Source organism: Actinocatenispora sera, from assembly GCF_018324685.1.
Classification (GTDB): domain Bacteria; phylum Actinomycetota; class Actinomycetes; order Mycobacteriales; family Micromonosporaceae; genus Actinocatenispora; species Actinocatenispora sera.
Map to the genome: position 1 here is coordinate 1,650,742 of NZ_AP023354.1, position 14,671 is coordinate 1,665,412.

Genomic DNA, 14,671 nt, shown 5'->3' on the forward strand with positions numbered 1-14,671 from the left:
TTGCGAACCGCCGGGCGGTCGACGCGGCCGGGGTGCGCGCGTCAGCGGGCGATGGGGACCTCGGGCAGGTCGGTCCAGAGCTGGCGCAGCTCGGCGTACGGGCGGTCGGGCAGGTCGCCGAGCACCGCGAGCAGCGCGGGCCGGGCCCCGGTGGAGCGGGCGGCGGTGAGCAGGTCGGCGCGGGTCGCCGCGCCGGCGGCGAACGCCGACTCGACGTGGTCGGCGATTTCGATCCGGGTGACCGTGGTGGCGTCGGTGGCGAGCGCAAGCGTCATCGGAACTCCGTACGTAGCAACGGATCCCGCCGTCGTGGCGACCGGCGGCGAGTGGGGAGTGCGGCGCGGGTCGGTGGCCGTACGCCTGGATCAACGACGCGCCGGCGGTGGTGGACGCGCGGGTTCGCCCGATCGGAGTTCCGGCGTGCCGCCAGTCACCACGATCTGGTCGCAGACAAGATCGGCGCATCGAGCCAGCGTCACGATCGCGGGACGGCAGCGCCGGCGCCACCCGGTGCAGCCTGCGGTACCTGTCGTGCCGCCACCCGGTGCACCCTGCGGTACCTGTCGTGCCCTGGCGTGGGGCGGCCCCGGTCCTGGCGAGGGGACCGGGGCCGCATGGTGCGGTGTGTGGCTGTGGCGCGGTGCGATGCCCCAGCGGCACCGCACCGCGCGTCTCGTGCCCCTGCCCGCGTGCCGGCGACCGCAGGTCGCCGCCGGGGCAGCGGCAACGGAACCATAGTCGGGCGGGAAAACCCTTGTGGGGCAATGGATTCCGCCGCATCGCAGCCGCGGGCACGGGTGACCGAGCGCTCCACCCAGGTCCTTCGTGGAGTCGCATCGCGATCATGCCGTCACCTATCCAGACGCACGAAGTGCCGGAAAAGTTGATCGATCTGGTGATTTCTTTTCGTCTCGTCTGCGTGCATATGAGCTGTCCCACATTTCCGCCGCCGCTCGCGGGCTCGGGCGTGTCGCCGAGCCCACGCCGATGTCGCGGTTGACGAGCGGCGCCCCGCCGTCGCATTCTCTATAAAACCGATCGAGTTAGAGGGTAAGCCGATGACCGCACGCCGCCGCCTGTTCGCCGTGACCGCCGCTGGACTGCTCGGGCTCAGCGGACTCGCCGGCTGCTCGCCCGGTTCCGGCTCCGCCACCGGCGGCACGACCACGTTGCGCCTGGGCTACTTCCCGAACGTCACGCACGCGGTACCGCTCGTCGGCATCGGCACCGGCCGGTACGCCAAGGCCCTCGGCTCCGGCACCACGCTCGAGCCCACCTCGTTCAACGCCGGTCCGGACGCGGTCACCGCGCTGCTCTCCGGCTCCATCGACGCCGCGTACGTCGGGCCCAACCCGACCGTCAACGCCTGGGCGCAGAGCCACGGCAGCGCCGTCGAGGTGATCGCGGGCGCCGCGTCCGGCGGCGCCGCGCTGGTGGTCGACAAGAAGATCACGAGCTGGTCGGACCTCAAGGGCGCCGACATCGCCACCCCGCAACTCGGCAACACCCAGGACGTCTCCGCGCGGTACTTCCTCGCCAAGCACGGGCTGTCGACCACCAAGTCCGGCGGCGGCGACGTGCACATCAAGCCGATGGCCAACGGCGACGCGGTCACCGCGTACAAGTCGGGGGCGATCGACGGTGCCTGGATCCCCGAGCCGTACGCGTCGCAGATCGCCGGCGCGGGCGGCCACGTACTGGTCGACGAGCGGTCCCTGTGGCCCGGCGGCACGTTCGTCGTCACCGATCTGCTGGTACGCAAGGACTTCGCCAAGGCGCACCCGGACGTGGTGACCCGGCTGCTGCGCGGCCAGGTGCAGACCGTCGACTACCTGAAGAAGCAGCCGGCCGCCGCGCAACGGGTGGTGTCCCAACAGATCGGCACGGTGTCCGGCAAGCCGCTCGACCTGGCGCTGGTCAGGCAGGCGTGGCCGAAGATCGAGTTCACCAACGACCCGCTCGCCACCACGCTGATCGCCGGCGCCAAGCACGCCGAGTCCGTCGACCTGCTCGACCCGGTCGACCTCGACGGCATCTACCAGCTCGATCCGCTGAACGAGGTGCTCAAGGCCGCCGGCGAACCCACCGTCTCGGCGGGCACGCCGTGACCGCCGCGGCCGGTACCCCGGCACCCGGCGGTGCGGTGACGGCGCCCGCGGTACGGATCGACGCGGTGAGCAAGGTGCACGGGCGCGGCGCCGGCGCGGTACTCGCGCTGGACGAGATCTCGCTCGACGTGGCGCCCGGCGAGTTCGTCTGCGTGGTGGGCGCCTCCGGCTGCGGCAAGTCGACCCTGCTGTCGCTGGTCGCCGGGCTGGACGCGCCGACCGCGGGCGAACTCACCGTGCCGGGCCGGCCGGTGCTGATGTTCCAGGAACCCGCGCTCTACCCGTGGCTGACCGTCGCCGGCAACGTCGAACTGCCGCTCCGGCTCGCCGGCGTGGGCCGCGCCGAACGCCGGGAACGCGCCCGCGACCTGCTCGCCTCGGTACACCTCGCGGAGTTCGCGCAGCGCCGGCCGCACCAGCTGTCCGGCGGGATGCGGCAGCGCGTCGCGCTCGCCCGCACCCTGGCGCTGGAGCGCCCGGTACTGCTGATGGACGAGCCGTTCGGCGCCCTCGATGCGATGACCCGCGACCTGCTGCACGACGAGCTGGAGGCGCTCTGGCAGCAGCGCCGGCCGGCCGTGCTGTTCGTGACCCACAACGTACGGGAGGCCGCCCGGCTCGGCGATCGCATCGTGCTGCTGTCCAGCCGCCCCGGCCGGGCCGTCTGGCAGACCACGGTCGACGCACCGCGACCGCGCCGGATGGACTCGCCGGAGACCGCCGCGGTCGCCGCCGAGGTGACCGCCCGGCTGCGCGCGGAGGTACGCCGCCATGGCCACTGACACCAACCACGACCCGGTCCGCTCGTCCGCGGTCCGCCCCGCTGCACCCACCGGTCGGGCGGCAACCCGCGGCGGGTCCGGGCGGGAGCTGGCCGGGCTGGACGCGCTGGAGCTGGCCGGTGGTGGCCGGGACCGGTGGTGGACCCGGATCGGGCGCGGCGCCTGGCCGAAACTGCTCGCGCTGGTACTCGTGCTGATCGGCTGGCAGCTGGTGGTCTGGTCCGGGTGGAAGCCGGACTACCTGCTGCCCGGTCCGGTCGCGGTGGCCCGCGGGCTCGCCGACATCGTTCCGACCGCCGACTTCGCGTCCGCGGTCGCCACCACGATGCGCCGCGCGGTGACCGGCTTCGCGTTCGCCGCGGTCGTCGGCTTCGTGCTGGGCATCCTGGTCGCCCGCATCCGGGTGCTGCGCGCCGCGATCGGCTCCATGATCACCGCGCTGCAGACCATGCCGTCGATCGCCTGGTTCCCGCTGGCGATCCTGCTGTACCAGCTGACCGAGGGGGCGATCGAGTTCGTCATCGTCCTCGGCGCCGCACCCGCCATCGCCAACGGCGTCATCGCCGGCGTCGACTACGTACCACCGGTGCTGGTACGGGTCGGGCGTAACCTCGGCGCTCGCGGCGTCGGCCTGTACCGGCACGTGATCGCGCCCGCCGCGCTGCCATCGGTACTGGCCGGGATGAAGCAGGGCTGGGCGTTCGCCTGGCACAGCCTGATGGCGGGGGAGCTGCTGGTGACCATCGCGAACCGGCCGGCGCTCGGCCAGCTGCTCGGCGTCTACCGGGACCAGTCCGACTCGCTGCACCTGATCGGCATCATGATCGTCATCCTGGCGATCGGCCTGCTGGTGGACGCCGGGTTCGGCGCCGCCAACAACGCGATCCGCCGCCGCCGCGGGATGACCTGACCGGTCGCCGCGCAGTTGGGCGCGTTCGGCGTGCGCGGACCGTTCGCTGCCGGTACGGTCGGCGTCGGACCGCCGGAGGGAGTCGGGCATGGAGAAGGCGTCACTCACCGCCCTGGCCCGCGAGCAGCTGGCCGCCGCGCTGCGGTCGGCCAACGGCCGCAGCGCGTCCACCGTGTACGGCGGGCACGAGCGGCGGCTGCGCCAGACGGTGATCGGGCTGGCCGCCGGCGAGGTGCTCAGCGACCACGACAACCCCGGCGAGGCGACCGTACTGGTGCTGTCCGGCCGGATCCGGCTCGCCGCCGACGAGGTGTCCTGGGACGGCGCGGAGGGCGACCTGATCAACGTTCCGCACGCCCGCCACAACGTCACCGCCCTGGAGGACTCCGCCATCCTCCTGACCGCCGTCCCCCTGCGCTGACCCCGCGGCCGCCCGCCACGTCGGTCGTGAGGTCACGGCGTGGCGCACGCGCGTTCGGTGTGCGCGCCGTGATCGACGACCGTGGTCGATTCAGGTGCGGCCGAGGACGTGGCGCAGGCAGGACTCCAGGTCGGGCTGACGGAACCGGTAGCCGGTGCGGGCCAGCACGTCGGGGTGCACGTTCTGGCTGGCCAGTACGGTCAGGTTGGCCCCCTCACCGCCGAACAGCAGCCGCGGCGCGAACGCCGGTACCGGCAGGACCGCCGGCCGGTGCAGCACGCCGGCGAGCGTCGCGGTGTAGGAGGCGTTCGTGACCGGCGCCGGCGCGACGCCGTTGACCGCGCCGGACACCTCGTCGTTGGTCAGCGCGTGGTGGAAGATCCCGACGATGTCGTCGATCGACACCCAGGACAGCCACTGGTCGCCCGGCCCGAGCCGGCCACCGGCGGCGGCCAGGAACTGCGGCAACTGGTAGTGGAGCATCCCGCCGGCCGGCGACTGCACGACACCGGTGCGCACCTGCACGACCCGCACGCCGGCCTCCCGCGCCGGCCCCGCCGCCGCCTCCCACTCCCGGACCAGGGTGGCCAGGAAGTCGGTGCCCGGGCCGGACTCCTCGTCGACCCGCTCCGCGCCGCGATCCGCCCCGTAGTACCCGATCGCCGAGCCGGACACGAACACCCGCGGCCCGGCCCCCTCCCGCCGCAGCGTGACGAGCGTCCGGGCGAGCAGGCCGGTACCGAGGATCCGGCTGCGGCGCACCGCGTCCTTGTGCGCGTGGGTGAACCGGCCGGCGATCGGCGCGCCGGCGAGGTTGACCACCGCGTCCGCCGACCGCAGCGCGGCCGGGTCGAGCGAGGCGCGTTCGGGGTCCCAGTACACCTCGTCGGGCACCCGCGGGGTGCGCCGGACGAGCCGGATCACCCGGTGCCCGCCGGTGGTCAGGAACGCGGCGAGCGCCTGCCCGATCAGCCCGGACGCGCCGGCCACCGCCACCGTCAGCGGCGGGCCGCCGGCCGCGGCGTGCGCGGCGAGATCGTCGGCCAGCTGCCGGTGCCGGTACGCGAACATCCGGCGCAGCCGCGCCTGCACCTGCCCGGCGGCCAGCTCACCGGCCGCCCCGAGCGGCAGCTGGTACGACACCTCGTCGCGCAGCCCGGTGCCGCCCTCTTCGGCGTCGAACACGTGCCGGTGCCGCCAGCTGTCGAACGGCCCGGAGATCTGCACGTCGGTGAACTCGTGCGGCGGCTCCAGCCCGGTGTGCCGGGCCACCCAGCGCGGTGCGATCGAAGCCGGCGCGCCGGCCAGCCGCAGGATCGCCTCGGCCCCCTCGGTCAGGTCCGGCGCCTCCTGCGCCACCGTGACCGGCTCCCATGGCGGTAGCAGCCGCCGGATCGCGCCCGGCCGGGTGTGCCAGTCGAACACCTCCCGCACCGGATGTGGCAGCGACGTCTCGGCCGTGAACCTGTGCACACCAACCTCCCACCGCGGACCTCCCAGTCTGCCCGCTCCGGCCCCGCCCGATCACCAACCCGCCAGGTTCGTCCCGCCGAACCCCGGTATCACCGCACTCGGGGACGTGCGTGCCCGCTGTGGCCGCCGCGCCCGGACGAGCATCGCCCGCGGACGGCGGCGCCCGGCTCGAACATCGGCCGGTGACGGCGGGGCTTGGTTCGATCATCGCTGGTGACGGCGGGGCTTGGTTCGATCATCGGCTGGGGACGGCGGGGCTCGGCACGAACACGCCCGGGGACGGCGGCGAGGTGCAGCCGCCGAGCGTGCCGCGTCGTCCGCCAGCCGCCCGCCACGCGCCGGTCACCAGGCGAGCCGGGCCAACTCGCGGGCGGCGACCGCGGCGCGGCGCCGGCGGGGTACCCGGGCGCGGCGGGCCAGTACGTCGAAGTCGGCGCGGGTCACCTCGTCGAGGATGCCCCGGTACAGCACGGCCGCGGCTCGGATGCCGGGGCGGGCGGACCGGCTGAGCAGCTCGATCCCGGGCATGGCCGCCTCGTACAGCTCGTGCGCGCGGGCGACCTCGAACGCGATCAGCGCCCGTACCGCCCGGTTCGCGGTCGGCGCGGCCAGCATCGGCCGGGTCACGCCGAACCGGGCCAGGTCCTCGCCCGGCAGGTACACCCGGCCGCGATCGGAGTCCTCGCGCACGTCCCGGATGAAGTTCGTCAGCTGGAACGCCACCCCGAGCCCGCGCGCCGCCTCGCGCGCGGCGGCAACCGGCACCCGCTCGGTACCCAGGATCGGCAGCATCATCGACCCGATCGCCGCCGCCGAGCCCGCCATGTACTCGCACAGGTCGGACCAGCGGGGTAGTCGGTCACCGTCAGATCCATCGCCATGCTGGCCAGGAACGTCCGGAAGTCGGCGACGTCCAGGTCGAACACCCGGATGGTGTGCAGCACCGCCGGCAGGATCGGGTCGGCCACCCGCTCGCCGGCCAGCCCCGCCTCGAACCGGGCGACGAACCCGCGCAGCGCCGCCTCCCGCGCCGCGACCGGGCCGCCGCAGTCCACCGCATCGTCCGCGTACCGGCTGAATCCGTAGAGCGCGTGCACGTGCCGCCGCTTCCAGGCCGGCAGCAGCATCGTGGCCAGGTAGTACGTCCGGCCGTGCCGCCGGTGCAGCGCCCGGCACCGCCGGTACGCGGCGTCCAGCGGCTCCCCGCCGCCGCCCGGCTCCGCCCAGCCCGCGACGCCCACCAGCTCCCGCCCGCCGCCCGGCTCCGCCCAGCTCGTGGGGTCCAGCGGCTCCCTGCCGTCCGGCTCTGCCGTGGCGCCCAGCGGCTCCCTGCCATCCGGCTTCGGCGTGCCGGTCGACCCGTCGTCTGGTTTCGGCGCGCCGGTTGACGCGTCGTGTGGTTTGGGCGTGCTGGTTGACGCGTCGTGTGGGTTCGGCGCGCCGTCTGGTTTCGGCGGGCCTGTCGACTCGCCGTCCGGCTCCAGCCCGCGCACAGACACGTCGTCCGGCCCCTCCCCGTCGATCCACGACGATTCTCACGCACCCGCCGGGTCGGTGTTGCGGCCCCCGCCCCGGTGTGAGCGGTACCGTCGCATCCGGTACCAGGCGTCGGGCCCGGCCCGGCGCGCCGCGCGATGCCGGGAGCGAGCATGCCGGAAAACCGGGAAGTACACCCTGTCGAACTGGTCGATGCGGCGGGCCGGGGGATCGGCACGTGCACCGTGGCCGAGGCGCACACCCTGCCCGGGCGGCATCACCGTGCCTACTCGGTACTGCTCGCCGGACCGGACGGGGTGCTGCTGCAGCGCCGCGCGGCCTCGAAGACCCGGTTCCCGCTGCGCTGGTCGAACACCTGCTGCGGCCACCCGGCGCCGAACGGCGACCTGGCCGCGTCGGCGGCGCAACGGCTCGCCGAGGAGATGGGCGTCACCGGGGTCGAGCTGCGCGAGGTCGGCGAGTTCGACTACCGGGCCGAGGACGCCGCGACCAACCGGGTCGAGGACGAACACGACCACGTCCTCGTCGGCTACGTCGACGGCGCGACCCCGGACCCCGATCCGGCCGAGGTGGGGCAGTGGCGCTGGGTGTCGCTGCCGGAGCTGCGGTCGGCCGTCGAGGCCGACCCCGACTCGTACACGCCGTGGCTGCCCGGCGTCCTCCGGCTCGCCGAACCCGCCGTCCTGAAGTCCTGACCCGGACACTCCTGAGGCGCCGCACACCCGAACCCGGACGTTCCGGCGGCGCCGCCGCACACTCGATGCCGGCCTCCAGAGGCGCCGCCGCACACCGGAAGCCGGGCTCCAGCGGCGCCGCCGCACACCCGAAGCCGTGCTCCTGAGGCGCCGTGCGCCTGGGCGGCGTACGGCTGAGGCGCGGAACACCTGAGGCGCCGACCACCCGGATACCGCCGTGCCGGCCGGCGTGCGTCGCGGCGCGGCTGACGCTGCGCGATTTCCCGGCCACACCGCGCATCCGGCGTGTCAGAACTCAAACACTCCGGCACGTCGATGCCGTGCCGAGCCGTTCTAACCTGACCCGGGGATGGCTAACCGGACGAGGTGGGGCAGATGCGGCATCGTTGGCGACTGGTGGTGGCGGCGCTGGGGCTGACGCTGCTGCCCGCGGGATGCGGGAGCGCGCCCGCACGGGCCGGGGGGCCGGGCGCCGCCCGGCCCCGATCACATTCGCCGTCGCCGACCGCGAGCCCGTCACCGAGCGTGCAGGCGCGGCTGGTCAGGTCGACCGCTCTGCCCGGCGGTGGCGACGGCCCCAGCGGTTCGCTGCGCACCACCGGAACCGCCGCGGTCGCGCTCACCTTCGACGACGGCCCCAGCCCGGTGTGGACGCCGAAGGTACTGGCGCTGCTGAAGCGCCACCACCTGCACGCGACGTTCTGCCTGATCGGCGAGCAGGTCAAGGAGTACCCGAAGCTGGTCGCCCGGATCATCGCCGGTGGCCACACCTTGTGCAACCACTCCTGGGACCACGACGAGTTCATGTCCCAGCGATCCACCAAGTACATCCGGTCCGAGCTGACCCGGACCGACCGGGCCATCCGCAAGGCGGCACCCGGGGCCACCGTGCGTTACTACCGGCAGCCCGGCGGGAACTGGTCGAAGCGCATCGTCCGGGTGTCCCACCAGCTCGGCATGGCGCCGCTCGGCTGGTCCGTCGACCCGTCCGACTGGAAGCGCCCGCCGACCAGCTCGATCATCGCGAACGTGAAATCGAACACCGGCCACGGATCGATCGTGCTGATGCACGACGGCGGCGGCGACCGCTCACACACGTACGCCGCGCTGCGCACGCTGCTGCCGTACCTTTCCCGCCGGTACGACCTGATTCGCCTCTAGGGGCTCCAGCCGGGCGACCGGGTCAAGGGCCCGGTGTGGTCCGGGTGGTCGGGCCGGTGGACCCGGAGGCCCGCGGGTGCCGGGGATCGGATTTGGACGGCGGGGCGGCGTCACGTATGCTTGCGTCGCTTCCAACGGCAGGCCGGCGGAGGTGCTGGGTCCGGTTGCACGGTGCCAAGATGGTTCTGCCATCATGGTTCAGCAACAGCCAAGCGCCCTCATCGTCTAGTGGCCCAGGACGCCGCCCTTTCAAGGCGGTAGCACGGGTTCGAATCCCGTTGGGGGCACGACCGGGTCTTCCGGACCAGGTCCCGTGGAGCAGTTGGAGTGCTCGCCGCCCTGTCAAGGCGGAGGTCGCGGGTTCAAGTCCCGTCGGGACCGCCGACTGGCCGGCGTGTGTTCGCGGAAAGCGCGAACACACGCCGGCTTTGTGTTTCCTGGGGGCGCAGCCCCCAGACCCCGCGCCGGAGGGGGCTTCGCCCCCCGGCACCCCCGAGCTCGTGTCGCCGTTCGCTGTCGGCTTGCCCGCGTGCTGTGCGCTCGGGCTCTCGTCTTGCGGTGCGTACGCGTGGGCCGGGGCTCTCGGTGGGTACGGGAACCGGGTGGGAGGCTCGCCGGGTGGGCGGGTACGATGTGGCGAGCATGCTGCGGTCAGGTAGCTCAGTTGGTACGAGCGTCCGCCTGAAAAGCGGAAGGTCGGCGGTTCGACCCCGCCCCTGACCACCACAGAGGACCAGGCATTTCGCCTGGTCCTTCTACTTTTTCGGCGATTATCGAACTCTCTTGCGACTGCCCGCGAGTGACCGTGATTCGCCTTGATCATCTGCCCCTTATCGCACGCGGATCGCACGCGGTCTGTCCATCCCGTCTGCCGTCGGCCCACCCTCTGGGGTAGCGGGGCTGTCCTGTCTGGTGAAGGTGGAGCGCCCAACTGGACGAACGACCTTCGCCAGACAGGACAGGTCTGCTACGGCTTCGCCTGGGTCGTCGGCGGGCGGGATGGACGCTCTCTCGGCAACCACGCATCGACCGGTACTCGCTGGCTCTCCCCGCCCATCCCGGAGCCTGAGCGCCCCGCAGGAGGCATGCTCTCGATCTGTGTGCGGCTCGGGCCGCGGTGCTCGGGCACGGCCAGGCGGTGAAGGCCGGAATGCTGCATACGGCTCGTCTCGTCCGGCGGACCGTGCCCGGCGGGTCTCGGGGGCAAGATGGCCCCGGGGTTGGGCCATCGCGGCAGCGCTCGCCCGGAACCACTGCGAACAGCGGCCACGCAGAGGCGAGCGTAAGGCCGTGCCCGACAGCTCGTCCTGGTCCTGGCGGTGCTTGTCGACGGCGGCGCCGGGTGCGGGCCGGCCTTCCGCCCGCCGAGGCCGCCAGGCCGTAGGCGGGCGGGCCTTCCCGGACCGTGCCCGGCGCCTGCGCCGCGTCAGCGGCGCCTTGATCCAGTAGAGACTAATTCGGCAGTGCAGCCCAGACGTTCGGGTGGTATCGGACAGGTGGAAAGGCCAGTATCCTGGTGAAGCCGAGCTGAGGAGGCGAGACCGTTGGCCGTACCACCACCACCACCGCCACCGCTTGGACAACCAAGTGACGGGGTTGTCACGATGCTCTCGTCCGATCAGTGGCGCGAGATGGCTGGTCGGGAACTTCGGGCGTTGAACCTGAGTTATGACGATCTTGTCTCGCAGCACGCAACCGGACACTTCAGTTCGACTGCGGCTCGGAAGCTTTGGTTCTTAATCGGTGGCACACTCTAAGCTGCAGACGAAGGCGCGCGATTTCGCAGCCGACGCTCAAGCGCTATTGAATCGGACAGTCTGCAATAATGTACGAGTGGCCGCCACGGCGGACAACGGTAGTGGATTCGTTGCGGTCGCTACTAACCTGAGTGGGCTGCGATCAACCCGCGTCGAAGTAATCTCGGGTTCACGCCAGTTCAATGTGTACTTGGAGCTCGAGTGTCAAGTACATCTCGAGTCAGGCACCGACTATCTTACGGTGAATAAGTCGACGTTTAGCGTCTACGCTGGCCCGGACGAAGATGACCCGGTGTTCCATTACGACTTTGAGCGTAACAAACAGGGTTACACCGAGGCCCACCTGCAGGTACTCGGAGAGAATGCCCCAATGACTCAGGTGATGCGGGAATTGTGTAGCAGAAAGCAGAAGCTACTCGGTGACTTGCATTTCCCGGTCGGCGGCCGACGATTTCGCCCATCGATCGAAGATCTTATAGAGTTTCTAATCGAGGAAGAATTGGCCAAGCCGAAGCTCGGTTGGCGAAACGTCCTCGATCGGAGCCGTGCCAAATTTCAGGAAATACAACTTCGCGCTGCCATTCGGCAAAACCCAGGCGTCGCACTTTCTGCTCTTGTTGACGATGGATATCACCTGTCGAAGTCTTAACTTGCTCCCGCACCACAAACCGTTTGATGTGTGCACGTCGGCGGTTGTGGACCTGCACGGTCATTTAGGTCGCACCGTGAGATTTTCCATGGAGCGCTAGCGGTAGTGGGCCTGGATCTGCCGAGCTATCGCGCCGTGCCGACCGCGCATGTACTGTGTGCATATCTACGGATGGCGACCATCGTGCATGCCGTGATTCGGTCTGGCTCGATGACGGGGGTGCCGAGTGACTGCTAAGCCGACGCAGATTGCCGCACGTCGGCAACTCGGAGAGGAACTTCGGCGACTGCGTATGTCCGTCTCACGAACGGGGCAGCAGGTGGCGGCGGCGCTGGGGTGGCATCAGTCGAAGGTGAGCCGGATCGAGGCGGGAAAGAACTTGATCCGGGTGGAGGACGTGGAGGCGCTGGTCGGGGTGCTCGACGCTCCGCCGGATGAGGCTCGGCGGTTGTTTGATCTGGCAGCGGTGAACGTTGGGGAGCCGGGGTCCTGGCGGAACTCGTCGCGGTCGGGACTGACTCGGCGGCAGCGAGACTTCATCGCGCTGGAGGCGTCTGCGGTCGGCATCCTGCACTATCAGCCCGTCTTGGTGCCTGGGTACATGCAGACGCCGGAGTACGCACGTCGGATCGCCGCGATGGCTGGCGCGTCGGATCTGGATCGGGCGGTGGAGCAGCGGCAGGCTCGTCGGGCGACGTTGGAGTCTGACTCGGCGCCGAGCTATCGGATCGTGCTGTTGGAGACGGCGCTTCGGTGGCGGCCGGTGCCGATGGAGGCGATGGCCGAGCAGCTCGACCAAGTGGTGAAGCTCGCGCGACGGTCCAATGTGGACCTACGGGTGGTGTCGTTCGACATCGAACAGGTGGCGTACGTGCAGCACCCGTTCATGGTGTTCGACTTCGCGGGCGAGATCCACCCGGAAGGACTGGTGGAGACCACCACGCAGGATCTCAAGGTGAAGGATGCGAACTCGCTGGGTTCGCTTCGTCACTACTTTGATCAACTGTCTTCCTCTGCGCTGGGCAAGGCTGATTCACTCGCGCTTGTCCGATCGGTTGCGGCCTCGTACCGAGACCGCGCATGAGTCCCTGGAGGCACATCGTGCTCAGCTCACCCGATTTCAGTTCGGCCCGCTGGCGCAAGGGTCCCGGTAGCGGCGACGGTAACTGCGTGGAGGTCGCGCAGGTCCCGGAGGCGGTCGGCGTTCGGGACAGCAAGGATCGGCAGGGTCCGGTCCTGGCGTTCGCTCCGGCAGCGTGGGAGAGCTTCCTGGGCGACGTCCAGTGCGGGACGTTCGACCTGTAGAACTCAGCGGGGCCGGTCTCGGCCGGCCCCGACCGAACGAGGGGATCATGACGGCGACCGAACAGGCCAAGGCTCAGCGCACCCGGACCCGGTTGGGTCGCGGGTTCCGCTTGGTGTGGTCCTCGGCGTCGGTGTCGAGCGTCGGGGACGGCGCGTTCACGGTGGCGGTTCCGCTGCTGGCGGCGTACCTGACCCGTGATCCGCTCGCGGTGTCGTTGGTGAGTGCGGCGGCGGCGGCGCCGTGGTTCCTCGTCGGGTTCTGGTCCGGCGCGATCGTTGACCGGCTCCCCCGGCGGGCCGTGATGATCACCGCGGATGTTGTGCGCGCTCTGTCGCTCGTCGCGCTCGTCGGCCTGGCCCTGCCGCATGTCGCCTCGCCGGTGGCACTGGCTGTCGTGGCGTTCCTGGTGGTGTCGGGCCAATGCTTCTTCGACGCGGCGGCGCAGGCGTTGTTGCCGCAGGTGGTCGGCCGGGACGGGGACACGCTGACCAAGGCCAACGGTCAGCTCTTCGCCGGGGAGACGGTCGGTAAGACTCTCGTCGGTCCGCCGCTGGGCGGCTACACGTTCGCACTGGCTCCCTGGGCGCCGTTCGCTGTCGACGCGGTGTCGTTCGCTGCGTCGGCCGGCTTCCTCGGCGGCGTACGGAAGACTCCGGCCCCGGAGGTCCCGGAGCGGCAGAACCTGCGGAACGCGGTGCGGGAGGGCTTCGCCTACCTGTTCCGGAGCCGCGAGCTCGTGCTGTTGTCGCTGTGCCTGATGGCCTTCAACGTCGGCTACAACCTGGCGTACGCGACGCTCGTGCTGTTCGCGAAGGACTCCCTCGGCGTCAGTGACTTCGGCTTCGGCCTGCTCATCGCTGCCTCCGCGATCGGCGCCGTGGTCGCGGGCTGGATCGCTTCTCCGCTCGTCCGATGGGTCGGTACCCGTGGGGCCGTTGTCGGCGCGGGCGTGGTCCAGGCGGCCGGGTGGGTGGTCATCGCGCTGACCGGGACACCGTGGCTCGCCTGGGCAGGGTTCGTACTGCTCGGCGCCGGCTCGACGCTCGTCACGGTCGCGGTGGTGTCAGCCCGCCAACAGGTCGTACCGAACCACCTGCTCGGTCGCGTCGTGTCGGCGTTCCGGCTGATCGGTAACGGCGTCGCCCCCTTGGGCTCCGTCGCCGGTGGGCTGATCGCGAGTGCGTCCGGCTTCCGCGCGCCGCTGCTGGTGGCTCCTGCGCTGCTGGTCCTGGCCATGGCAGCACTGGGCATTCTGCTCGCCCGAACCTCGAAGTAGCAGACTCCGAACTATCCGGAAGTTACCCACGAGTAGGCATTGCACCGTGCATATCTACGTCGCTAACATCGTGCATATCTACAGAACAAGTAGATCCAAGACGGCAAGGAACGCCGTAAGGCCCGATGCAGGGCACGAGTAGAGGAGTGGTTGTTGTGCTGGAGCGTGGTACGCGTTTCCCGACTCCGTTCGAGGTCGCCTTCCCGAAGGGTCTGCTGCAGAACGGTTCGGTGGTGCCGGACTACGAGTACAACCCGAACAAGAACGCGCCGAAGGTGCAGAAGCGCGACGAGGCGACTGGGCTTCTGCAGTGGAAGGCGAACGTGACCGACCCGTCGGAGACCAATGCGAAGCGGGCGTCGTTCGCGCTGCTGTTCACCGCTGCGGTGCAGCCGGTGCCGGAGACGCCCGAGCTGGCGGCGGGCACCGACATCCGGTTCATCGAGCTGGACGGTCTGACGGCGGAGCCGCGGGTGATGGGGCAGGGCGAGTTCAAGTACCTGGGCTACATCTTCCGCGCGGAGGGCTACCGGCCGGCGGTGGCTGGCGGGAAGTCGGCGTCTCGTTCGGACAAGGCGGCCTGATTCGTGACGTGGGCCGGGCTGCGGCATGTTCCCGGCTCGGCCTGCGTCGTCC

13 protein-coding genes, 3 tRNA genes and 1 pseudogene are annotated in these 14,671 nt (G+C 70.9%); 14 read left to right on the plus strand and 3 right to left on the minus strand.

Going from position 1 to position 14,671, the window contains the following annotated elements; translation table 11 throughout:
• Window positions 1-41: 41 nt before the first annotated feature.
• Entirely contained in the window at window positions 42-275 is a 234-nt protein-coding gene (locus tag Asera_RS07880) for a DUF2795 domain-containing protein (protein ID WP_030447759.1), read from the minus strand.
• A 783-nt stretch (window positions 276-1,058) separates the two neighbouring features.
• On the opposite strand from Asera_RS07880, the gene Asera_RS07885 reads away from it, so the two are divergent.
• The 4 genes from Asera_RS07885 (at window position 1,059) to Asera_RS07900 (ending at window position 4,221) form a co-directional block, all read left to right on the plus strand.
• Window positions 1,059-2,108: an ABC transporter substrate-binding protein gene (locus Asera_RS07885; protein ID WP_030447760.1), complete on the plus strand. Its 1,050-nt coding sequence runs from the start codon at window positions 1,059-1,061 to the stop codon at window positions 2,106-2,108.
• Entirely contained in the window at window positions 2,105-2,890 is a 786-nt protein-coding gene (locus Asera_RS07890; protein ID WP_084132127.1) for an ABC transporter ATP-binding protein, read from the plus strand. Before Asera_RS07885 ends, Asera_RS07890 begins: the two co-directional genes overlap by 4 nt.
• Window positions 2,880-3,800 carry an ABC transporter permease gene (locus Asera_RS07895; RefSeq protein ID WP_030447762.1) on the plus strand — a complete coding sequence of 307 codons (921 nt, stop codon included), beginning with the start codon at window positions 2,880-2,882 and terminating at the stop codon, window positions 3,798-3,800. Before Asera_RS07890 ends, Asera_RS07895 begins: the two co-directional genes overlap by 11 nt.
• An 88-nt stretch (window positions 3,801-3,888) precedes the next feature.
• Window positions 3,889-4,221 carry a cupin domain-containing protein gene (locus Asera_RS07900; protein ID WP_030447763.1) on the plus strand — a complete coding sequence of 111 codons (333 nt, stop codon included), beginning with the start codon at window positions 3,889-3,891 and terminating at the stop codon, window positions 4,219-4,221.
• 90 nt (window positions 4,222-4,311) lie between these two features.
• Here the strand turns inward: Asera_RS07900 and Asera_RS07905 are convergent, their stop codons facing one another.
• Together Asera_RS07905 and Asera_RS07910 are read right to left on the minus strand one after the other, a co-directional pair.
• The gene (locus Asera_RS07905) at window positions 4,312-5,694 is read right to left on the minus strand and encodes a TIGR01777 family oxidoreductase (RefSeq protein WP_051802587.1); all 1,383 of its coding nucleotides are present in this window, start codon (window positions 5,692-5,694) and stop codon (window positions 4,312-4,314) included.
• A gap of 342 nt (window positions 5,695-6,036) precedes the next feature.
• Window positions 6,037-6,890, minus strand: a pseudogene (locus Asera_RS07910) (phytoene/squalene synthase family protein).
• Window positions 6,891-7,343: 453 nt separating this feature from the next.
• On the opposite strand from Asera_RS07910, the gene idi reads away from it, so the two are divergent.
• The 10 genes from idi to Asera_RS07960 all read left to right on the plus strand — a co-directional run bounded on the left by idi (window position 7,344) and on the right by Asera_RS07960 (window position 14,619).
• Window positions 7,344-7,886 carry an isopentenyl-diphosphate Delta-isomerase gene (gene idi, locus Asera_RS07915; RefSeq protein WP_030447766.1) on the plus strand — a complete coding sequence of 181 codons (543 nt, stop codon included), beginning with the start codon at window positions 7,344-7,346 and terminating at the stop codon, window positions 7,884-7,886.
• Window positions 7,887-8,261: 375 nt separating this feature from the next.
• Window positions 8,262-9,047 (plus strand): polysaccharide deacetylase family protein, encoded by a 786-nt coding sequence (locus Asera_RS07920; RefSeq protein ID WP_030447767.1) that lies wholly within the window; start codon window positions 8,262-8,264, stop codon window positions 9,045-9,047.
• 214 nt (window positions 9,048-9,261) lie between these two features.
• Window positions 9,262-9,334: transfer RNA gene (locus tag Asera_RS07925), tRNA-Glu, on the plus strand.
• A 20-nt stretch (window positions 9,335-9,354) separates the two neighbouring features.
• A tRNA-Asp gene (locus tag Asera_RS07930) sits at window positions 9,355-9,428 on the plus strand.
• A gap of 268 nt (window positions 9,429-9,696) precedes the next feature.
• Window positions 9,697-9,773 (plus strand) — tRNA-Phe (locus Asera_RS07935).
• A gap of 1,272 nt (window positions 9,774-11,045) precedes the next feature.
• Window positions 11,046-11,453, plus strand: coding sequence for a hypothetical protein (locus tag Asera_RS07940; RefSeq protein ID WP_157034975.1), 408 nt, complete (start codon window positions 11,046-11,048; stop codon window positions 11,451-11,453).
• 226 nt (window positions 11,454-11,679) lie between these two features.
• The gene (locus Asera_RS07945) at window positions 11,680-12,537 is read left to right on the plus strand and encodes a helix-turn-helix domain-containing protein (RefSeq protein ID WP_280529715.1); all 858 of its coding nucleotides are present in this window, start codon (window positions 11,680-11,682) and stop codon (window positions 12,535-12,537) included.
• Entirely contained in the window at window positions 12,534-12,758 is a 225-nt protein-coding gene (locus Asera_RS07950; RefSeq protein ID WP_030447769.1) for a DUF397 domain-containing protein, read from the plus strand. The genes Asera_RS07945 and Asera_RS07950 overlap by 4 nt, the downstream gene beginning before the upstream one ends.
• Before the next feature lie 47 nt (window positions 12,759-12,805).
• Complete coding sequence (locus tag Asera_RS07955; protein ID WP_051802588.1) at window positions 12,806-14,035, plus strand: MFS transporter; 1,230 nt, start codon at window positions 12,806-12,808, stop codon at window positions 14,033-14,035.
• A gap of 155 nt (window positions 14,036-14,190) precedes the next feature.
• On the plus strand, window positions 14,191-14,619 hold the full coding sequence (locus tag Asera_RS07960) for a hypothetical protein (protein ID WP_212804532.1): 429 nt from the start codon (window positions 14,191-14,193) through the stop codon (window positions 14,617-14,619).
• Window positions 14,620-14,671: the final 52 nt, after the last annotated feature.

Bases quoted from the DNA above. Each gene is read 5' to 3' on its own strand.
- Asera_RS07920 (WP_030447767.1), top strand. From the start codon at position 8,262: ATGCGGCATCGTTGGCGACTGGTGGTGGCGGCGCTGGGGCTGACGCTG.
- Asera_RS07950 (WP_030447769.1), top strand. From the start codon at position 12,534: ATGAGTCCCTGGAGGCACATCGTGCTCAGCTCACCCGATTTCAGTTCG.
- Asera_RS07955 (WP_051802588.1), top strand. From the start codon at position 12,806: ATGACGGCGACCGAACAGGCCAAGGCTCAGCGCACCCGGACCCGGTTG.
- Asera_RS07895 (WP_030447762.1), top strand. From the start codon at position 2,880: ATGGCCACTGACACCAACCACGACCCGGTCCGCTCGTCCGCGGTCCGC.
- Asera_RS07885 (WP_030447760.1), top strand. From the start codon at position 1,059: ATGACCGCACGCCGCCGCCTGTTCGCCGTGACCGCCGCTGGACTGCTC.
- idi (WP_030447766.1), top strand. From the start codon at position 7,344: ATGCCGGAAAACCGGGAAGTACACCCTGTCGAACTGGTCGATGCGGCG.
- Asera_RS07900 (WP_030447763.1), top strand. From the start codon at position 3,889: ATGGAGAAGGCGTCACTCACCGCCCTGGCCCGCGAGCAGCTGGCCGCC.
- Asera_RS07880 (WP_030447759.1), bottom strand. From the start codon at position 275: ATGACGCTTGCGCTCGCCACCGACGCCACCACGGTCACCCGGATCGAA.